This is a genomic window from Paenibacillus sp. LHD-38 (genome assembly GCF_031157315.1).
Classification (GTDB): Bacteria; Bacillota; Bacilli; order Paenibacillales; family Paenibacillaceae; genus Pristimantibacillus.
In genome coordinates this window covers 130,911-152,756 of sequence record NZ_JAVIFU010000015.1, presented here as the reverse complement: position 1 = coordinate 152,756, position 21,846 = coordinate 130,911, and the positions used below count along the sequence as shown (strand labels likewise).

General features: G+C 38.3%; 13 protein-coding genes and 1 pseudogene. 3 read left to right on the top strand and 11 right to left on the bottom strand.

Going from position 1 to position 21,846, the window contains the following annotated elements:
* Window positions 1-185 precede the first annotated feature (185 nt).
* A complete protein-coding gene (locus RCO25_RS15100) occupies window positions 186-1,883 on the bottom strand; it encodes an ATP-binding protein (protein ID WP_308996966.1) in 1,698 nt (565 codons plus the stop codon).
* 312 nt (window positions 1,884-2,195) lie between these two features.
* Here RCO25_RS15100 and RCO25_RS15095 point away from each other — a divergent pair, with 312 nt between their 5' ends.
* Together RCO25_RS15095 and RCO25_RS15090 are read left to right on the top strand one after the other, a co-directional pair.
* On the top strand, window positions 2,196-3,080 hold the full coding sequence (locus RCO25_RS15095) for a DUF4062 domain-containing protein (RefSeq protein ID WP_308996965.1): 885 nt from the start codon (window positions 2,196-2,198) through the stop codon (window positions 3,078-3,080).
* Between the two features lie 367 nt (window positions 3,081-3,447).
* Entirely contained in the window at window positions 3,448-5,763 is a 2,316-nt protein-coding gene (locus RCO25_RS15090) for an AAA family ATPase (RefSeq protein WP_308996964.1), read from the top strand.
* Window positions 5,764-5,909: 146 nt separating this feature from the next.
* On the opposite strand, the gene RCO25_RS15085 is transcribed toward RCO25_RS15090, so the two are convergent.
* The 9 genes and pseudogenes from RCO25_RS15085 to RCO25_RS15045 form a co-directional block, all read right to left on the bottom strand.
* Window positions 5,910-6,527 (bottom strand): hypothetical protein, encoded by a 618-nt coding sequence (locus RCO25_RS15085; protein WP_308996963.1) that lies wholly within the window; start codon window positions 6,525-6,527, stop codon window positions 5,910-5,912.
* A gap of 79 nt (window positions 6,528-6,606) precedes the next feature.
* The gene (locus RCO25_RS15080; protein ID WP_308996962.1) at window positions 6,607-6,807 is read right to left on the bottom strand and encodes a hypothetical protein; all 201 of its coding nucleotides are present in this window, start codon (window positions 6,805-6,807) and stop codon (window positions 6,607-6,609) included.
* A 698-nt stretch (window positions 6,808-7,505) separates the two neighbouring features.
* The gene (locus tag RCO25_RS15075) at window positions 7,506-7,889 is read right to left on the bottom strand and encodes a DUF6262 family protein (RefSeq protein WP_308996961.1); all 384 of its coding nucleotides are present in this window, start codon (window positions 7,887-7,889) and stop codon (window positions 7,506-7,508) included.
* Window positions 7,882-9,420 (bottom strand): annotated as a pseudogene (locus RCO25_RS15070) (tyrosine-type recombinase/integrase). Before RCO25_RS15070 ends, RCO25_RS15075 begins: the two are co-directional and overlap by 8 nt.
* A gap of 411 nt (window positions 9,421-9,831) precedes the next feature.
* Window positions 9,832-10,962, bottom strand: coding sequence for a tyrosine-type recombinase/integrase (locus RCO25_RS15065; RefSeq protein WP_308996960.1), 1,131 nt, complete (start codon window positions 10,960-10,962; stop codon window positions 9,832-9,834).
* Window positions 10,963-11,422: 460 nt separating this feature from the next.
* The gene (locus RCO25_RS15060; RefSeq protein ID WP_308996959.1) at window positions 11,423-12,172 is read right to left on the bottom strand and encodes a hypothetical protein; all 750 of its coding nucleotides are present in this window, start codon (window positions 12,170-12,172) and stop codon (window positions 11,423-11,425) included.
* The gene (locus tag RCO25_RS15055; protein WP_308996958.1) at window positions 12,165-13,787 is read right to left on the bottom strand and encodes a site-specific integrase; all 1,623 of its coding nucleotides are present in this window, start codon (window positions 13,785-13,787) and stop codon (window positions 12,165-12,167) included. Before RCO25_RS15055 ends, RCO25_RS15060 begins: the two co-directional genes overlap by 8 nt.
* 15 nt (window positions 13,788-13,802) lie before the next feature.
* Window positions 13,803-16,250 (bottom strand): hypothetical protein, encoded by a 2,448-nt coding sequence (locus RCO25_RS15050; protein WP_308996957.1) that lies wholly within the window; start codon window positions 16,248-16,250, stop codon window positions 13,803-13,805.
* Between the two features lie 18 nt (window positions 16,251-16,268).
* Window positions 16,269-17,516: a hypothetical protein gene (locus RCO25_RS15045; RefSeq protein ID WP_308996956.1), complete on the bottom strand. Its 1,248-nt coding sequence runs from the start codon at window positions 17,514-17,516 to the stop codon at window positions 16,269-16,271.
* A 952-nt stretch (window positions 17,517-18,468) separates the two neighbouring features.
* Here RCO25_RS15045 and RCO25_RS15040 point away from each other — a divergent pair.
* A complete protein-coding gene (locus tag RCO25_RS15040) occupies window positions 18,469-18,846 on the top strand; it encodes a YfbR-like 5'-deoxynucleotidase (protein ID WP_308996955.1) in 378 nt (125 codons plus the stop codon).
* Between the two features lie 1,355 nt (window positions 18,847-20,201).
* Here the strand turns inward: RCO25_RS15040 and RCO25_RS15035 are convergent.
* Complete coding sequence (locus RCO25_RS15035; RefSeq protein ID WP_308996954.1) at window positions 20,202-21,818, bottom strand: glycoside hydrolase family 3 protein; 1,617 nt, start codon at window positions 21,816-21,818, stop codon at window positions 20,202-20,204.
* Between the last annotated feature and the right edge of the window lie 28 nt (window positions 21,819-21,846).

Below are 21,846 nucleotides of genomic sequence, written 5' to 3'. Positions count from 1 at the left end.
TTGAACGGACAATCGCACATAAGCTTGAGTAGTAACGATTTTGAAATTGGTACTGCGTGCTTGACGAAGTTTCTGTAATCATTAGGCTCAAAATTGAAAAGGGGCTGCACGCTTATCCGTGAAGCCCCTTCATTTTAATTTGTACAAAAAACACTAGAAATAAGCGCTTGTCTCAAACAGCAAGATTATCTTGTTCTACGAAATTGAATGCCAAGCTTTTCAGATAAATACTCTTCAAGAACAATTATTTCTATACGATGTGGGTCTCGTTCATCTTCAAGGAAATATTGTGTAAATGAGCTTTGTCCTGATCTTGGCACTATTCTCAGTTTCCGCGGGTTTCCAAAGGCATCGTTAACAACCTCGTCATGTAATATCTTTAATTGCCAACATACTATGCCGTAGAGACGACTAAAAGAGTGATTGAAGTTCTTATTTAATAGATATTTAAATTCCACATATCTGAGCATTGATTGATCTAGGTGTACACGTGAATCTCTTAATTGTGCGAGTACGTCGATTCCAGCATGCGTATCATAATCAATAATATCAAAAGGAAATAATTGCGGTTCGAGAACATCAATAGCACGATAAATGGAAAATACACCCTGCTCTTGTCGTGGTTCGCGTAAAACTATTCCCTTAAACTCAGCTGTTTTAGCACTACGTGCATGCTTTACACGCTTATCCAGATCGTTCTTTTCACGTCGTTCACTTTGATAGGCATCAGACTCTCTAGTTAGATAATCAATATTAGCCCAATCATCACTTTCAGTAATTTCTCGGTAAAGCCTTTCTATCTCTCTTTGAACTTGACTCAAAATATCTGCTGGTGTATTGTCTATAGATCCACGATTTGCAGTCAGTTTTAAAGCTTGGCAATTGAAGAAGGCATGTAATCTTGTAAACTCACTACCCTTTGAACCAATCCAATCATTCTTCTTTTGTACAGGAATAAAATCTTTGGATAACCAAAGTCCATACCTTTCCTGAACAGTATAAGAGCCATCAGGTGCACGATATCCACTCCGTTTGATCATTGGATTGTATTCTCTTTTTGCTTTGTTTCCCTCAATATAGAAAACAGCTTGATATTCAATCTCGGGGAAATTTGGCAACCGATCTATATGACAAAAACGTTTCACAAACCTATCAGGTGCATCAGCTAAGTGGTCATCTAACAAGCGATCCAAACTCAATGTTTCCGTAGCGAAGACATGTCCAAATGAAATCTTCTTGGCTTCCCTAACATCGATACCTTGCAAGAATAACTCTATCTGTTGATGTGGCAGATCTCTGTATTCGTCAAACTGTTGCTCAAATGAACCGAATTTCGTAAACCATAAAATGTAGTCCTTAAGTTGCTCTTGTTTGAACATGTATCTCTCATTTCCGTTGTATCCTATTATTTCAATGAGAGTTCCTTCAAAGATTTCATCCGATTCGATAACCTCCACTTCAGGAACATATCCATCATAAAGACATCCAATAGGATTTCTCATATGACACTCGTACTTTTTCCCTTCTTTTCCAGTTACTACACCTATTTGCTCTGAGTTGAAGTAGATTTTGGTTCCATGACCTTTTTCACCAATTAATGAAGGATCATCATCTTTTTGGTGGACGCGGTTGGAATTGCCTAAATCAAAGAAGGAATTTAAATCATCGTAATTCATACCACTACCGTTATCACGAATCAATATTTTTAGTTTTGGTCGACCATGTTCTTGAAATGTAGTAAAAGATAAATCCATACGGGTGGCTTTCGCATCAAAAGCATTACTTATTGCTTCACGCACCAAATCAAGAGGGTTTGAAAAATCAGATGCTATCTCAAGGAACTCTCGACTAGGATTTACTTTTGGAATAAAGTTTCGATTCATTAGATCCTCCAAAGATTTGTGATAGGTTATAATAATTGTTTTGGTTTAAGAAGGATATTTCCATCCTTAATGAAAGGAGGTTTATCCCAAATATTCACAATTCGATGCGATGCGACCTTTTTCCTGCTTTTGGATAAAAGAATGCGTATTTTTGATCGCTAAGTCCTACAACCAGTTTTTCATGGTGGCTTTTTGGAAGTCCGAAGTAAGTAGTTTCTTGTATACAAAAGCCCTTTGAACATTACTTTTAACGTTATATTAATTGTGGTATAATCTGGATGTTGTTTTTATCGAACACGGGGGGAAACAAAGATGTCTTATCAAGCTGAGGTAATAAAAGTACTAATCGCATCTCCATCAGATGTGGCGAATGAGAGAGTTGCAATACCTGAAGTTATTTATTCATGGAATGCAATAAATTCTGAAGAAAATAAAATTGTGATGCTGCCCATAAAGTGGGAGACACACTCTACACCAGAAATTGGTGATAGACCGCAAGCATTAATAAATAAACAGTTGGTCAAAGACTGTGATATTCTTGTGGGGGCTTTTTGGACAAGAATTGGAACGCACACTGGTGTTGCTAAGTCAGGCACCGTTGAGGAAATTAACGAGTTCATAGAAGCTGGGAAGCATGTGCTTTTATACTTCTCATCTCAACCCATCGAACCAGATTCGATTGATCTTGAACAGTACAAACAATTAAAAGAATTCAAAACTGAAATGCTGAAGAAAGGCTTAGTGGAAACATATTCGAACATTTCAGAATTTCGCGAAAAAGTGAATAGACATCTAACAGCAACGACAAGAAAAATTGCGAAAGACACAGAATCTAAAGTACTGGTTGCAGAAACGCCTACACCAAGAAATGAACTAGCTATGGCTAAAGAGCAGTTACTCTCTTTTTTAGATCGCTTTCGCCTTACATGGGTGTCTGAACGGGATAGCACACCTTTGAATGTTAATTCTGGCAAAGGTTTACTTCGGGATTTTGGTAGTCAACTCATTGAACATAGCCAGATGTTGAATGGGAGAGTTGAAGATAAAATTATTGCCGATATTCAAGAGATCATTCTAAACACAAGGAAAATACAGAATTATCTAATTACAATGGATGGCGGGGAATCTTTCGGACGTTTTTGGCGAAGTGGAGATAGTATTCTTGATGAAATGCAACACATAGCCGAGAATATTTGATTCAGACTGGCACATATCTCTGATACCTTCACACATTTAAATACTAAATTAATGGCGAACGAGAGTTTAATAACTCGAATTAAACCGCGGTTTTTTATTTGTGCCACTAATTCAATAATTATAAAAGATGACGTACTATAAAATGCTCTTCCATTAGGAAGGGCTTTTTGGCCATTAAGCATATTTTCATTTCTAGCATCTATTTTCTACAGACTGGGAGATATGTAGTTTAAAAAAGCATTTCAGTCAGGACCACAGAAACGAAATAACCATACCTCGACATCACTCTCTGTTTAATACCAAAAAATAAGAGGAAACCTACGGAAATTGTCGAATATTTCCTTAAATCATTGTAAAGGGTGATCCCATGATAAGAAAAATAATTAGCATCAAAAATACAGGTAAATTTAGATCATGTGCCCCAAAAGGGGATTTGCAATTAAACAAATTCAACATTGTTTATTCTGAAAATGGTCGTGGGAAAACAACACTCTCAAATATTTTTCGTTCTCTTCAAGAACAAGATGAATCATTAGTTATTGGCAGAAGGACACTAGGTGGCGGAGGTGAGCAAGCGATTGACCTGTTATCCGATAGCGGTAAGCTAATGTTTAAACAAAACAAATGGATTAGCAAGCCCAACTTTGATATAGAAATATTTGATTCGCAGTTTGTCAGCCAAAATGTCTATTCAAAACATATCGAGCATGAACAGAAGAAGCAGTTATATCTATTCACGATCGGAAAGCAAGGTGTAGATATGGCTGATCGCCTGCTTGCTCTCGACGAGGAATTAAAAAAAGAAAATGCAGAAAAAAAAGAAAAAGAAAAAGAACTTTTACATGGCGTTCAAGGAGTATTGAGTGCTGCAGACTTTATTCGGTTATCCCTAAGTAACAACATTGATGATGAAATTCTGGATCAATCACGAATGTTACGCTCATCGGAAAGAGAAGGTGAAATTAAATCAAAACCATCCTGTATTCGAGTCGCATTACCCGCTTTCGACAAAACAAAATTTCTTAGCAACATTTCAAGCCCCTCTCTCAAGCGCATCTTGGACAATGCTGAGCAACTAACGAAACAACACATGAAACAAAACCTTGATCAGCACGGCGAACAATGGCTAGAATACGGTGTATCCAAAATTTCGGATCATGAACGATGCCCGTTTTGCGATCAGGAAATTAACGATGTTACGATTGTTGAGGCTTTTAAGACATACTTCAGCGATGAGTATAAAAAAGCTATACATAGCGTTAAAGTATTGGAAGCGGCGTTTGCCAAAACATTCTCTATAGAAGCTATGTTTACGCTTCAAAAACATGTGGCCTCCAACTTGGAACTGATAGAATATTGGAAAACGTATGCGTCTGTTGGTGACCCTACATCACTGGATTGGGAGCATATCAGCAAGACATGGGAACAATTTACTTATGGTATCAGAAACGTCATCGAGGCTAAAAAGCTAGCGCCGTTAGAGGAACTAGTTGTTTCTGATGACACAATCATACTGATCGATAAGTATCTTTTACTAATGAACGAACTAACTGCGTACAACGATGCAAACGATCAAATCAATAAAATAATAGAGGAACGAAAAACCACCGTTAATAAAATAAAGATCCAGGATATTAAGAGTAGACTAAGCTATCTCTCCAATGTGAAGTTGCGGTTTAGTGATGGTAAAGTAGCTCTGGTTGAGGAATATAAGCGATTATTATCTTCAATAAAAAATATGGATAACTCAAAAAGTGATTACAAAACATCACTAAACACCTACACTGCGGAAATTTTCTCGAAATATGAAGAACGAATTAATCATCATTTGGTTAATTGCGGAGCTAGTTATAAAATTTCTGATTTTAAATCGAGTTTTCAAGGTGGCAAACCGAGTAGTAACTTTATTCTCAATATAAATAACGTGGCAGTGGATTTAGGAAATGAAAAATCACCCTTAACAGCACCTTCGTTTAAAAATACACTAAGCGAAGGAGATAAAAGCAGCTTGGCTTTCGCGTTTTTCCTGGCGAAACTGGAGTCTGATCCCGAAATTAATAATAAGGTTATTATCTTTGATGATCCCATTTCCAGTCTTGATAGCCATCGAAAGAGCTATACTGCAGATCAAGTAATGAAGTTTTCAGCCCTTGCCAAACAAGTTATTGTTTTAACGCATGACATGTTCTTTGCGCGTGTTCTTTGGGGAAAGTTTGCTGACAAGAAAACTCTTCTAACTCAGCTTTGTATTAAAAGAGATGGAATACATGACAGTACGATCGATTCATGGGACATTGAAGCGGAAACGAGATCTGACTATTATCAATTGTATTTTACATTAGCCGATTTTTTAGAAGGTAAGCCGAAAATGAATCACCGATCTGTAGCGATGTGTATTCGTCCCATTCTCGAAGGAAATCTGCGTGTTCGTTTTCCACAGGACTTCAGCAGCAATGAGTGGCTAGGCGGCTTTATTCAGAAGGTCAGAACGACAAATGAGGTACACCTGCTACCACTCAAGAGCAATCTTACTGATCTAGAGGATATAAATGATTATAGTAAGAAGTACCATCACGATCAAAATCCCTTTGCCGAGAGTGAGGCGATAAATGAACAGGAGTTGTTGACATATGTCCAACGAACCCTGCTAGCCCTTAAAGGTTTGCATAATGCTGTAATCTAATGCTAAGGAGGTTTACTGTAACATCAAGATAAGCCTGTTTCTCGTATAGTGTAAAGTTAAACACAACCACGGATACAGGCTTGTCTTATCATATTAAAAATTTTGTCGAACTAGTTTGAAATTAATCTCTATATGATATCCATAGATTACAGACTCAATTCCCCCTTAGTTGGAGAAGTAGATACCAAACGATTCTTAAAAATGTCATACCTTTTATTTTGAAAATAAATGCAATCACAGAGTGCCTCTATAAATTCAATAAAGCTTTGTGCGCTCTCCTTCGTGAAAGCATCCTCTGACTTGAATCCTACTCCACAAGGTATTTCCTGTCCCCAATCATACATTCTACGACCGATAAGCCCCTGATTATGTAATAGAGCTAATCCCTCACTATATGTAATAACCTTCTCATCTTCTGCATTGTGGGTTCTGTGAATTACACTAATAACATTCATACATATATGAGCGCATGTGTCATAAGCCCCCTTGTTAAAACTAGTTCGCGCAGCTTCCATGCACTCATACACGTCATCGGAGACATCCCAAAAAGAAGATAATGCGTTCCTCGGCCAGATTCTACCGACCTTCCCCCATTTAAGTGGGTGTGTTGCAATAACACTCTGAGAGGCCAATATTGAACAGCCGCAAGTTGGGCAAAAAAGCAAAAGGATTCTAGTTGCTTTCGCATCATTTTCATCGAGAATATGTGAACCGCAGTAAAGTGCATCGACATCGGTCTCACAAATAAAACAATTGACGATCATATATTACTCCTTTCCTGTAATATGGGAATTGGAGGGACGATTCACTTTTTTCTAACCTTTCTTCTTGCCACTTGCCCCATTACCATACTTGTTGATTATTCATTTCCTCAGCCCGACGCAAGGCTTCTAAGTGCTGTTTGTGTGTAATCTTATCGGCATACAACTCCTGAAAAGCTAACAAGTACGCGATGGCGTCAGATCCCTTCTTGAAACCATTGCCGCTAGCGAAATCGTCGAGCGACACCTTCACATTCGATTCCACATGTACCGTTTTCCGCACAAAATATAACCCCCTTGTATATGTGCACACAACTTGTTATTTTGGGTCCAAAAAATATTAATTTGTACCCAATTCACAGAGGACATGCGGACGAATCAGTTACGATATACCCAGTTTTCAAAAATGATTTTTTCCATGCCTTTTTCCTCTGTACGGTGAATTTTTGCTGTTGTATAACCAATCAACCAGTTTGGACCTAATAAATTAAAATATCATTTATCAGCCTGAGCCATATCTGTTTGGATATAGGTATTGATAGGAGCTAGGAGTTTTATCGCAGCTTTTATTCCTTTTGCTACCTTGATATGCCGCCACGTTACCAATGTCCATACACACCGTTCGCTTACGTATCATGAAATGGCGGCATGTTTGTTTCCAATTGACACATTTAGTAGGCTGGTGGCACAGGTCGCTTGTTATTAAATTTTGTAATCGTGATCGTGTCTCCGTTAAAAAGCTTAATATGCGAAACTTCCATCTTGAGGACATGTTGCTCATCAAAATCTTGTATGTGTTTTTTCTCATTTTTCTTTATTAATCGGTTTAGTAAATCGAATTTCACGAGGGAAACTGCCTCCTTAAGATACGTTTTATCTACAGGCGGTCTATCATGAACTTAACCTCACTGTAAGTAGAATGATCGTTTGGTTTCCAACTTGATTGATTCCGCAAAAGTAAAGAATCATTGCCTATTTTTATTATAAATTGTTATATTGCTGCCCTAAAAAGACACTTAATTTTCTTTTTAAATCTTCATTTTCCTTCTCTAATGTTTGAACCCTGTTGCGTAATGATTCAATAATTACAGCTTTCGATGGGTCGCTCATATTTCGCTTTACTTTCTTTATTGATGATAAACCTTCCTGTTGACCACGGAGATGCTTAATCCGTTCTCTAATCGCTTTTTGTGAGTATAGGTAAGCAGTAGAAACGTTTGATTCTTTTGAAACAGTATTGAAGTTTATAGATACCTGTTTTTTAATCGTGCGTTTAATAGCATCATCCACTTTTTTAATGGTTACTTCAGATTTAGTTTTAGCATGATGGGCTATGCCCGACATGTCAGGAGATTGATTAGCCATGTTTCTTTTCCTCTCCTACATATTCACGTTTTGCTTTCGGCAAGCCGAAAATTCCTCCAGTGGTTTGGATTGAATTAGCAAGTTCTTTATAACGGTTCAATTTCGGCTCTATAAGCTCAATTGAGCGGATCCTACCTGATTGCATGTAAGTCTTTATGTCTTGCTCCATTTGGTTAATCTGTGACTCGTAATAGGAAAGAAACGTTGTGTCAACATGAAAACTGCGGCAGTTGTTTTTGATGCAAGGTGGTTCCAGTGTTTGATTTAAAAAGTCACATGAAATTTTTGGGCTTTTCACGCATAACCCGTGATCGAGCCGAATGGAGTCCAAGTTATGGCGGATCCATTCTAATTCTAAGCCGTTTTCTAGCGCTTGTACCTCTAGATCCACTTTTACCACTTCGCCAATAGTACTGAGCCTTACAGCTCCTTTTTCGCGCGCCATTTCCCATTGCTCACGAAGCGTAGAATACAAAATCTTTGCATAAATAAGCGTCATTTCAGGACTAGCATGTGCCATTAATTGCTGAATAAGTACCAAAGGCATACCGTTATTGACTAAGGTAACGCCATAACGATGGCGAAATGCATGATTTTTTATATGAAATATGTTACCTTTTTCATCTAAAAGCGGTATTTTCTCAGCCACTCGATTTCAGCTTGTATTGAATGTATTTCTACTCAAAGGTTTATTAATTCTTTTCCCGTCAAAACGGGGAAACAGAAATCGATCGGGATTGGTGCCATTGATACTTTTCTCTGTTACCAATTGTATTTGAGCAGCGACTACTTTAGCGATATCTTCGTTGATGGGTACCCGATGATCCTTATATTTCACCTTCATTTGGTTACCGCTGATCCACCATCCATCATTGCGATGTTGCAGGCAGTCCAGCTTTAACGTCAATATATTAGATCCCCGAAAGCCCGTAGCCTCAAACAGTAAAATTATAGGTACATATTCAGGTGGGAATAAATGAATGTTGTTAAGAATCTGGTTCCATATTTCGTCAGGGATAAATTTAATATTATCGGGATTCGTAGGAGACCGTTTAGGCTTGTCCTCAGGATATATAAGACGTTTAATCGATTTAAGAGGAGCCTCTTCCCATTCATACCGTTGTATGTCTGAGAGGAAAGTCTCCAAATAATTAAGGGTTTTGTATACATAATTGTCGTTAGATTCCCTCTTACCTTGTCTTATATTTCCAATTCCCTCTTTCCTCAACAGGTCGTTAAACAAAAGAATATCATCACGATTTAACTGAGTTATATCTTTCCATGACGGGTGTTTTCCCTTAACCATATTAAATAATCGGTTTAGCATATATACGTAAATAATAGCAGTGCTCACTTGCATATTTCTTACAACAATAAGTCGTTGTTTAACATAACGTTTGGATATCTCTCTGAAGGGTAGCGGAATGTCACCAAAATTAATGAAATATTGTGTACTTGTTAAATTAAAATCAATGCCTAGTTTTCGAACATCCCAACGATCCTTTTCCGTTTCCTCTCTTTTGTCATACATTTCTTCAAAATAACGATAAATATTACTATAAATACTTATATTTCTTGGATTTATACGTTTGTAATTAATGTGTAAATACTTCTGAAATCCAAGCTTAAATTTCTCGATTGGAATATCAAGTAAGCTTTTCATTGTAGGATAGTATTGTTGAATATAAGAGCCAATTTTCTTGATGGAGTTGCTGTATAATGGCCATACGCTGTATGGTGATAAATGCTTATTCGATAATTTCTTGTAAAAGTAGTACTTGAACATAGAGCGCAAAGTCTCATTAGGAAGGTTCTCAAAAGATATTTTCATTTGACTTCGCCCCCAGGGCTTATCAAGCGGTATGGGATATTCTCGAATATCCCATACATCATTAGCCCAAAAAGTTGTTAATTCACTGCTAATTTGGTAAGCAAATCAGCTTTATATACCTTCTTGTGTATGACTTCCATTTTTATTTCCTCCATGATGTAAATTCTTCTTTGAATTGGCTGCGTTATAACTTTTACGTATCGTTTCATCGGAGGGGTGGATGTAGGTGTTAAAGGTTGTTTGTACACTTGAATGTCCAAGCAATTGTTGGATGACACCAACGTCTACTCCGTTTGCGTGAAGTTCGGTTGCATAAGTATGTCGTAACATGTGGGGAGTGAAAGGAACATTAGATTTCTTGATTGCACGTTTTACCATTGAGCTTACTGCGCTGTATGAAAGCTGTTTCCCGTGATTTTTCCCATTTAGAGTAAGGAATACATAATTGCTATCAAATTCATCGCAAATATCAATTAAGTAATCCTGAAAAACATTCATCGTATCAGCGTCAACGTACACAGTTCGTCCTTCTCCAGCTACGGTTTTGGACTTTGTCACCTTAATACTTTGTTTTGAAAAATTGAAATCTGATATTTCAAGGTTTAACGCTTCCGAAATACGGAGACCGCTCTCATAAAGAATGCGAAGCAAAAGCTTGTCACGAATGTTGGTGACGGAGCGATAAACCGCTTCAAGTTGTTCCGACGATAACGTCTTAACTCTTGAACGCGGTACTTTAAGCTTGAGTGTATTCTTACCGATGGTTTTACCTATAGATATGTGATGCAAAAACGGTTTAAACGATTTGAAACGGCCTGATATTTGCCGCTGGGTATGGTCAGATATTTCTTTTTCGAATGCTTCCGAACGGAATAAAAAATCATAAAAGCTAACCACACATGTCAAAATCGTGTTGACTGTCCGTTCTGAACGTTTGGATACTTGCTCATTCATTGAAATCACATTCATATTCACTTGGGGATCACGCAGCCAAGCGATAAACTGACCGAGTATCGTCAAATTCACTTTTGTGTACTCTAGCGAACAACTATCCAAAAACTCGAAGTACAATTTGAGGTGATAACAATAGGCTCTTAATGTACTCGGTTTATTCCCTGTGTTATCAAGATATTTTATGTAATGCATGACAGGTTGGACAAGAGCGCCTCTGTTATCGACTAGCATGTACCTCTTTTTTTGGTTATCATCTTCCACATCAATTAATATCTCATGAACTTTCACGCTGTTCACTCCTCAACAGAAATAGGGACAGCGCTATTCTAACATAATCTTATCAAAGTATACATAATAAAATAACATAAAAAAAGTAAACAATAAATTAATTCCCATGTGATGTATGAAAAATAACAGATAAAGTTACAATTTTATTTATGGAAAATATATTTAATATTAAAAATATATAAAAAAAACCAATAATAATATACATATCATTTTCTACATCATTTTATTGGGTATCCAGATATTCCATATATTTCATATAGGAGGTAGGTAACTAATATTTTAATAAATGCTCCCGCGCCTCCGCTTGAGCTTTGCCCTCTAAAACAACCTAACCAATATAGGCTTTGTAATCATTGTTATAAGAGTATAGTTATTCATTCTACAAAGAAATAAAAAAGAAGCATTCTTTAACGTTGTAAACGTTGTGGAGTGCTTCTTCTGTAGGTATAGTTAACGGTTTTCACTCATCCTCTAATAATCCTGGAGCAAGTTCTTTCAAATATTCAAAATTCTCTTTTTTTACTTGATGTTCTTTTTCAAGCAAACTTTCATTTATCTTGTCTATAGTCTCAGGAAAGAACTGGTGAAGATTTTTTATCTGTGTATTTTGCTTTATGTCTTTATCGAAATCTAGTATATTGTTCTGAATGCCCCTTTCCTTTCTAAGATGTTCAAATGAGCTAGAAACAACGTGCCGTTTGTAAAGTTCCTCGTAATGGGCAGCTTGTTGTTGATATATGTTCTTTTTTTCCGACAGCCGTTCATATTCTTGTTTATATTTCAGATTGCGTTCAAGCTCTTTTTCTGACTCCAAAAGCTCTGAATATATTTTTTGTATAATTAACTCTACCTTTGTTAACTCCTCTAATAACTTGATTTTATTATCACCGAAAACTTCTATTAGTTTAGCCATATTAGGTAAATAAACTTCATCTTTTTCAGACAACGTTCGGTAACTAATGATGGGTTTATTCAATTCGTCTATAAAGCCTGGTATTTTACGTGCCCATGTGTTTCTGCCAATCCCTGTTTTTTTTTGTAATCCTAAATAGGTTAATTTTGCCCCATTTAATTCACTTTTCATTTTCAAAGCTAGTTCCTTCAAGAGATCTACGGGGAAATCTTCAGCTCTTCCTCGCTCTTTTTTAGGGGTGAGCGATTTGTTATTATTTTTTTCTATTTTCTTTACTGTTCTTTTGCCCTTAGTCATACATTTCTGACTCCAAACGCTTTGCATCTACAATTGCTTTATGATCCATCAATGCTCCTAGATACCTCGCCTTAATTTTAAGTTCCGCATCGATTTTTGACTCGTTTATTTTTTCAGCCAGCTTTCCAATATGGAAAATTTCCTTTATTGTCGACTCAATTAGTTTGCCATATTCTCGTGAATAACTCGTAAGCCACATGGCACCTTTCTGAAATTGGTCAATACTTGGCTTGAATATATAATATGAACAAGATCGGCAATCTTCGGAACAATTATCAGGAAAGTTTGAAGATGTATCCTTACAATAACCGAAATCCACCTTTCTAAGTTCTGAGAGCTGTTCATACGTCATGCTAAGGCCTCGATCATAGGCAACTCTTTTGTCCCCAATAAAACCACCAGATATTTTTTTTTCCATCTTTTCTCCGAGTCTCTTTTGGGTAAGATGATATACAAACGATTCTGCATAATGGAGTGAATGATTGAAGTAACCTCCCTGAGTCGTTAATGTATCGTGACCTGCCATTCGAGCAATTGAAAGCGGGTTAAATCCTTGTAAGAACATATTGATAATCGCGAAATGTCGTGTATCACCAGGTTTTATTCCATCAATATCTGTTATATTATATATCTCATTGATGATTTCCTTATAAAACCATTTGAGTAATTGTTTGAATTTATCTAAATCTATCCGTGCATGTGTCCACCTTGATTTCCTTCCCCGCAATCTGTAGAGCTCATAGGGCATTAAAAATTCAGAAACTATTCCAGACAATTCTAATTTTATACTATAATCTCTGATCATGCTGTACGTCGATTCATCAATTTGAACTCTAGTATAACCAGTCTCCTCACCGCCGTCTCGTTCTACATTCGATTCCTTGATTATTGGTTTTCGAATCCAAAATAGGTTATTATGATCTCTTTCGATACAATCACTTCTAAGTTTGAGAAATTCATTGGGTCTCATCGGTAAGATGTTTGTAATTCTCCACCAAAGAAGTATTGGTAGAAAGAGTGTCTTGGTATCTGAATCTGGAAATTCATTGAAGTATGCATCAATGTATTTATCAAATGTCATGACATGTTGGAAATCAGGCAACTTCCTGCTTCCATGAACTTTATTTGGTCGACTTTCACAAATCTCTCTGACTCGATCGATATTAGGTATACTGTAAAACGTCGAGAACATTATTATTGTTCTTGCAAGCCTAGAAGCTTCTGGCGCAGAGACAGAGAGCAATAATGCATCAAGATTGCTGGTATTCATAAAACCGTTCGTTTCAAGTATAGCGCGTTTTAAGTACCGTTGTTCTAGCCATACCGTATCCGCAGCAGTATTGTTAATAATTCTCGCTAATGTGAAAGCTTTTAGTGCAAGATTTAGATCCTTGTATACTTCTAAGTCATACAACAATTTCAGTGGGACGTTGTGAACTGTACTTACGTATCTCCATTCAACATCTTCAAAGGAATTTGCAATTATTACTCCATACTCTTTATAAGAATTAAATGTTTTTTTAAGGTCGTCATATTTGTCAGAAGTAAAAACAATATTTTCGAGCAAGTGTATTCGAGTAACTCCTGATTTATCTACTCTTTTTCGAACCTGCATCTTATCACCAGCTATTTAAATTTTCATTTGTAAGAAAGGTGATATTTCCTCCACCAAACTCTTCAAATCTTTCCTATCAATAAATGAATCGACATATTCTTTACCGAACGCTTGATATGCTTCATTAATCAACAAATAAATATACAGAAAGCGCTTAGTATCCCTTTGCAAGGTTGCTTCATATTTGCAATCTGTAATTGAATCGCGTAATCGTTTTAATTCAACTACTGCTTCCGTCATAACATAGAATTGTGGAATGAATAACCCACAATCCATGCATGATTTCTTATTTGGATATGAACATTCAGGATACACTAGACATTGACCACCATCTGTACGCGAAGGTAAATCTCCTTTAAGGATGTCTCTAATTATTTTTTTGAATATATCCTTTGGAAGTTTAGAAAGCTTTAAAATAATCGATTCTTTCTGCTCAATTTTTTTTGTTAGGAATATACCCCAAGCTTCTATTTCATGAGGTTTCCAACGATCTCGTAAACTTTGAATAAGCTCAGTTTTATTCTCAATGCCTTGGACATATTGAGTTTGATCCGAACCCATCAACACCAAATAATTGAACAGCCAACCAAAATGCCCTCTTCTAAATACATTAATTGAAACTCTATTAAGAGAACCATCCTTATTCGTATTCCTTACATAAATTTCTGGAGAAGTTGAATCTTTCACATGCGACCGCGTTATTCGGTTAAATTCGAGGGCCAAGTCTGCATCTGGACCATCTTCTTCAGTTACAGAATAAAATAAATAAGTGAGCGTACTTCGATTCATTTTTCTTGATTCAAACGTCACCAAAGTAGGAAAATCTTTGAATATTTCCTTTTTCTTTTTTACACTCAATCCATTTTTCAATTGATTTCCTAACAAAGTGGAGTGTTGTTTATCGCGACGGTGTAGTTCACTTAGCACAGCCGCTGTTGCAAATGGAATTATCAGATCAGGTATTACATAAAATTTAAGTAATTGCTTTGTTTTGCTGACTATTGCATTTTTTATTTTCAATTGAACCTGATTCACTATGGTCTGGGCTTGATAAATCGATAATTTATTGTGATCAAACCACTCTAAAGAGCTAATACCTATCTCTTCTGTATCGACATCAGGCATGTTTGTTACAATATCAGGAGCTCGCCAGACATCAGTCAAATGCATAATAATAAACAACCATGCATTAGCATGAAGTTGTGAAAATAAGGATCTTTCCGTCAAAACATCAATATCATGGACAAAAAACATGTACCGTTCATAAATTTCTGGCTCATAAATTGATTCTTCATTTGAATCGAAACGTTTAGATGTCCGAAAGACTTTAAATTTTTTATTCCTCTTTATGTCATTTACGCTATCGCAGTATTCAATAAATTTGGAAATAGTTTCTTTCGCATAAGAAGGAATATCCTGCCTCATTAGTAGAAATTCAAGTTCAGAATCAGAAAGCATAAACCGTTTTTTGTTGATAAGCGATAACCATTCTATAAAGATCTTAATGTATTTACTCGTGTCATCCGCTTTTTTACGGATCGACGCCTTGCTAATAGAAAGTTTCAATGAGGAAAATTCAAAAAAAATGTTTTTGTTAACTTCAATTGCTTCTGTACCATTAATTTCTAATTTCAACCTTTCCAGTAGGCTTTCGGTTGTAATTGGTTTATTTTTTTTCTCTTTAACTTTTTCGACTGCCAAAACTTCGTCAACTGGTATAAAAGAGGTTCCTAGACATTCGATTGGCTTACTAAGTTTACAACTCCATATATATTTATAGACAGATTTATAAACTACCCCCCATCTTCTCGCTACTTCATTGATACTCATAGTATTTTTAGGTTTTATTGATTTCCAGCCCGTTTCCAATTTATCCACAGAAAATATATGGTAAACTTCAAAGTTATCAATAAAGTATTGATACTCGACATACGGAATCAAATAAAACCTCCCTTTTTTCACAATCCCCTTTATTAAACCGTTCTTAATAATCTGCGTAAACATTTTTTGGGGGGGAGAGAAACCCTTATCTATCAACCAGTCTTTGAGAAGCGTACTGTTAACATAATGTTCTTTAAGTTCGGGTTTCCTTAATTTAAGCTTTGTTAACTCGTATTCTTTTACATCATCAACCGAAACAAATACTGCATTCATAAATATCATTGTGCTTTTAAGTAACTTTGAAATAGAATACACAATATTTCTGGATAAACCCCACTTTATCCTCAATTCACTTAAGCTCAGATAACCTATTGGTCGTATTGAATCATTAGTATTTTTTTCATAATTTTTCATGATACAGTAGCAATCCTCGTGTAAAATGGAAATCTGATTGCCGTTATTTCTGTTGACACTTATAACTTCGTATTGAATAAGGCGTTTAAAAAGTCTACCAGGGTTACTAATACCTATTTGGTTAAACCAATCGATCAAAACCGTACTTTCAACGTATGTTTTCTCCACTTATTCTTCCTCTCTTAGTTAATTGTCAGTATTGTTAGTCATATTTTTCCTTCGTTGAATAAGAAGAGGGATGAAATTTACGTGCATATTCTGAAATTTTTCTTCAATTTTCTTTCTCATTCGTTCTGTTTCCGACATATAGGCGAGAGATGATGTCAATTCCTTATCTCCTCTTGGTTGTGCAATGTCGTTGGGATTTGATGCTTCCTCAGCCAATAAATTTGTAAAAGTACCTCGACCAATATGTGTTGACCATTTTGTAATGTCCAAATGATTCGCAAGTATTACCTGGTCGTGGTTTCCTAATCTTAGATTGTTAATAAAACGCATTTTTGCCTTTTCAAAGAATTGGCGATAGCTGCCAGCGGTCATTGCCTTACCATTTTTATTTACAAATAACGCATTGGAGCCATCAATAGCTTTATAGAGAGAAACATGGTTGTTGTAGAAGTGATTTAGCCAATCATAAATGCCTATAATTTTTTGTTTTCTCACTCTTTTTACTCCAGGATTGGTTGCTCGCAAGTCTCCTCGTAAACTGTGTGGTTCTAATATGACTGCCATGCTTCCTGTGGGCGTTATCTTGATATTTGACCGCTTTATGTTCACAATTTCTCCCATGCGTAGACCTCCAAAAAACTGGAGGTAAATACCTAAAGCTATCGGATTAGCCTCCATAATGGCGGTTTCTAAAAACATCGCTATATATTGATAAGGCAGAATGTGTTCTACTTCGTTTGCACGTATTGGGGGATATATAGGATTGAAGATAGACTCAACATATGAGCCGCCGTATGTACTTTCCCTTTTCACAAAAGTGGTTAATGGCACATTACTCAACACTTCTTTTTTAGCGAGAAATAAGTAAAAGTGAGTTAAGGTTCGTTCAGCCTCTTTAACGGTTTTATAGGCTAAATTTTTTGACACCATTTGATTTAAATATTGATTTCCGTGGGAAATTTTCAATCCAGCAAGTGAATTAAGATCGAACTCACGTGCGTTGGTCACCAAAAAATTCAAAAAAGGTACGACTACATTGGCGGGTTTTCTCATGGTATTAATTTTATGATTCGACCACTTTGAAATAATAAACTCTGAGATTGGATGAATAACTTTACAACCGCTTCGTTTATCCATCAGTGAAATAACCATCAGTTCTTTCTCTTCAGGATGCTTTTTATTCCTTAATTTCATCCATTTAAGCTTTATTGGTTCAGCTACGAATTTGAAATTTTGATCTGGATTCATTTCAATTATTGTGTTCATGATTTCTCCCTTCAAAACACAAGTGGCTTACTCTGGTCAGTAACGAAACTTATTAATAGTAAAACACATTATTCAATAAATTACAACATATACCTTATAATGTATTTAAGTATATTAAATTATATTTTAGTTATTTTATTTTCATTTTCGGAATGTTTTTTGTCGTTCCTGATATTTTTTTCGTTATTTTTTGTTAGTGATAATATAGAACTTGTTTAAATTTTATTAAAAATAATTAATCATACTTTTACGAGAATGGAGTCTAAAGACGGTGAGTAGGTTGACTGTGGAGGAAAAGTTTTGTTGAGTATATTGTCTGCAGAAAGGTTGCACGCAAAACTAATTCACAATCTGTTTTAGGAGCGTCAGTCCGAAAACGGATACAGCTATCCTGCTTACTACTGATCGCAAAAAAAGGAGCCCATAAAGAGAGCCCTGCAAAAGTCCATTTTGTTCAGAACAACAAAAGAGATTAAAAAAAACGAGCCTCTAGAATCGCTTCTAAGGCTCGTTTCGCATATAGGGAGACATATTTAACCCCTAAATTCTTTGGTTTTTCCAAAAACACTACTTTTGCAGCGGTCTCCATAAATGGACTCCTTTTTAATCTTAGACATATACTATCGAAGTTTTTAGTTATTATCCCTCGTTTAAAATTCCATATCCTTATTGTTCATTAAGGATTGACCTCAAACAAATAAGAGCCTAAGGGTTACTCCATATATATGATTTTATTGCCATTGTCCGTTTGAATGAGATGTTTGAGATCAATGTTCCATTTATTCAATCGATTCTAAAGCTCGATTTCCCATTATGTGCAACTCTTATTCTCTTCTTTGTCTTTTTGTACAAGTACTACATTATGTACACCCTTAAAATTCATAAATCTATGTGATATGACGCGGTTTTTATGAATTTCTTTATTTTTGTACATGTCATTTGATATAGATATTTGGTAGAGGCGCTCTCCGGTGACGTCGTTTCGAACTTTAAACACAACAATCCGGAAATCAAGCTAGCTTTCGAACAATACGAGAAAGAAACCGCTCATTTTATGATTAACAAGCTGCCTGAGTTTTTCCATGCGGAGATGTTCGAGTTCATTGCGCACAGTAAATCCGATGACTATGTCGGAGAAATGGTCGATATCGCTGACAAGCTGGACGCGCTCATTAAAGCAAGCCTAGAAATGCGCAATAATCCTCATTACGCGGATACCTACTATAATCAGCTTGTAAAAGTACAGCATCGCTTTGAGAATCCTTGCGTTATCTTTTTCTTGGCTTATATTTTACATGATTTAACCTATTCCAATCTGATTGGACAGTAGGAGGGAAGGTAATCATTCGAAGCTGTACGGCTGGCTTCGAGTGATCTTTTCTGCTGCATAGCCCCATCATTTGCATCCCATGTAAGGTTTCTGTTGCACAAAGTACAACGTACGACATCGGCATTCCGCCTCGCAAACCTAGCTGCACTCCCGCTGCACGGCCTCCTCAATTCGGCAGCAAACTATCACACACCTATTCAGCGCAAATAATGCAGCGTATGGGCTGATGTGCTACAGTGCAGTTTCTGCAACGTATGATGCGAAAAGCGTGCTTCCGTTGTGCTACAGTGCAGTTTCTGCAACATATGATGCGAAAAGCGTGCTTCCGTTGTGCTACAGTGCAGTTTCTGAAACGTATGATGCGAAAAGCGTGCTTCCGTTGTGCTACAGTGCAGTTTCTGCAATAGAATCGCGTGGGAACCCCCATTTTGCTCGTCCATTCTTTGATTCTATTGCATTTTCTGCAGCGTAGCCCCATCATTTGCACCCATGTAAGATTTCTGTTGCACAAAGTACAACGTACGACATCGGCATTCCGCCTCGCAAACCTAGCTGCACTCCCGCTGCAACGCCTCCTCAATTCGGCAGCAAACTATCACACACCTATTCAGCGAGTAACGCAGCGCATGGGCTGATGTGCTACAGTGCAGTTTCTGCAACGTAGGCTGGGAAAAACGAGCTTCCGTTGAACTACATTGCAGTTTCTGCAATAGAATCGCGTGGGAACCCCCAATTTGCTCGTCCATTCTTTGATTCTATTGCATTTTCTGCAGCGTAGCCCCATCATTTGCACCCATGTAAGATTTCTGTTGCACAAAGTACAACGTACGACACCAGAATGCCGCCTCGCAAACCTAGCTGCACTCCCGCTGCACGGCCTCCTCAATTCGGCAGCAAACTATCACACACCTATTCAGCGAGTAATGCAGCGCATGGTCTGGTGTGCTACAGTGCAGTTTCTGCAACGTAGGCTGGGAAAAACGAGCTTCCTTTGAACTACATTGCAGTTTCAGTTTCTGGAGGACATGGCGCGAAATGGATGCTCCGTTGAGCTGCTTTGCAATTTCGGCAACGTATTGCGTGAAAAGGGGCTCCTTTGAGTTACAGCGCAGTTTCAGCAACGTTTAGTTCGAAAAGCATGCTTTCACTAAACTCATTGCAGCTATTTCAACATATGGCGCGAAAAGCGTGCTCCATTGAGCTTCACTGCAGTTTCGGCAGCGCATGGCACGAAAAGCGCGCTTTCTCTAAGCAGTAATGAAGTTTCTCCAGCAACGGCATCTAGCAGCACAAAAAAAAGACTGCCGAGATTTCTCGACAGTCTAAACACGCTGATGGGGACGGCAAAGCAACTATTATCCGTTGGCTGCCGCACTCCAGCCAAACGGGTATGCTGCCGAAATCTCTAAAGGCAGCTTGCCCGTCGGCTCAAGGTCACCAAGCAGGGCTTTCGCAGCTGCTGCAAGCGCTAGCGGCCTGCATTCATACACTGCCAGATAGGCTTTCACGTCCGGGTACAGCAATAAATCCAGCGGATTTCTAACCGATACGGCTATGGTCCGATCCGGCGCAAGCCGTACGGCCTCGCATGCAATATCCCGCTCTAAAGGATGCTTCGAAGCGTCGTAGGTTACAACAACGATTTGTGAGAAGCACTCCAGATCAGCCAGCGGGTTAACCCCGTTCATCTGTCGCTCAACTACATTCGCGCCAAGCTCCGTAAGGAAGCTGCCTAACGAGCCGTCACCCGATAGCATCTCATCAGCTACCGATACCGGTACGATTTCCGGCCATAGCACAAGCGTGCTTTCGCTGCGGCTGATCGGCAGCAAGCTGCCCTCATTTTTAACCAACGTTACAGAGGCTTCGCTCCATCGTCTCGCCGCTGCTTTATTCGCCTCGGTACCTATAGCCTCTTCGACCTGTGTCCACGGCAGCAGCGGCTCATCCAGCTCAAGCTTCTTCTTGAGCATCATGATCCGATCAAGCGCCTCGTTAATGCGCGCCTCAGTAAGATCACCTTTCTCAACCGCGGCAGCAACGGCTTCTAACGCAGCCCATTGCTTCTCAAACGTGTGGCTGATCAGCACCATGTCAGCTCCTGCTCGAATCGCCTTGATCGCGCCTTGCTCCGGACCATAGCTTTTATCGATAGCATCCATCTCCAGGCAATCAGTTACGACAACCCCGTCATAACCCAGCTCCTTGCGCAGCAAACCGGTTATCACTTCCTCCGACAAGGTGGAGGGCTCTCCGGAAGGATCCAGCGCCGGCAAGCAAACATGTGCGGTCATGATACAATCCGTTCCTGCTTCGATTGCCGCTCGGAACGGTTTTAGCTCAATTGCATCCAAGCGTTCGCGTCCGTGAAGCAGGATAGGGAGCGCATGGTGAGAATCGACCGCCGTATCGCCGTGTCCCGGAAAATGCTTAACTGTCGCTGCTACTCTAGCAGCTTGATAACCTGCAACGGCAGCAGCGCCAAGCTCTGCAACCACATCCGAGCGATCGCTGTATGAGCGCACGTTAATGACTGGATTCTCGGGATTGTTGTTCACATCGATACAGGGCGCATAATTCATCGTTATGCCCAATTGCCTGAGCTCTTCACCGCAAATACGCGCCGTCTCACGAGCTCCCTCTGCAAGACCCGCCGCTCCTAGCGCCATATTGCCGGGCATAAGCGTTACGCCTTTCACCAATCTCGCGACCATGCCGCCCTCTTGGTCAATGGCAACGAATAAAGGCGGGCTTCCCGCATGCTTTGCAAGGCTTTGAAGCTCTCCGCTCAGCTTATGCACCTGCTTCGCATCCTTCACATTGCGGGAGAAATAGATCGTTCCGCCAATGCCGTTCGCTGCAATAAGCTTCTTCATTTGCTCGGTCGGCTCATAGCCATGAAATCCAAACACAAATAATTGACCAATCTTTTTCTTCAGGCTCCAGCTTTGCCACTCACGCTCTTTCGTCAATTCCTTCCCCATCCCTTCCGCATTCCAA

What these genes read in the sequence shown, in the direction of transcription:
- RCO25_RS15055 (WP_308996958.1), bottom strand. Translation starts at nt 13,787, where the DNA reads ATGCAGGTTCGAAAAAGAGTAGATAAATCAGGAGTTACTCGAATACAC.
- RCO25_RS15090 (WP_308996964.1), top strand. Translation starts at nt 3,448, where the DNA reads ATGATAAGAAAAATAATTAGCATCAAAAATACAGGTAAATTTAGATCA.
- RCO25_RS15060 (WP_308996959.1), bottom strand. Translation starts at nt 12,172, where the DNA reads ATGACTAAGGGCAAAAGAACAGTAAAGAAAATAGAAAAAAATAATAAC.
- RCO25_RS15100 (WP_308996966.1), bottom strand. Translation starts at nt 1,883, where the DNA reads ATGAATCGAAACTTTATTCCAAAAGTAAATCCTAGTCGAGAGTTCCTT.
- RCO25_RS15085 (WP_308996963.1), bottom strand. Translation starts at nt 6,527, where the DNA reads ATGATCGTCAATTGTTTTATTTGTGAGACCGATGTCGATGCACTTTAC.
- RCO25_RS15045 (WP_308996956.1), bottom strand. Translation starts at nt 17,516, where the DNA reads ATGAACACAATAATTGAAATGAATCCAGATCAAAATTTCAAATTCGTA.
- RCO25_RS15095 (WP_308996965.1), top strand. Translation starts at nt 2,196, where the DNA reads ATGTCTTATCAAGCTGAGGTAATAAAAGTACTAATCGCATCTCCATCA.
- RCO25_RS15075 (WP_308996961.1), bottom strand. Translation starts at nt 7,889, where the DNA reads ATGGCTAATCAATCTCCTGACATGTCGGGCATAGCCCATCATGCTAAA.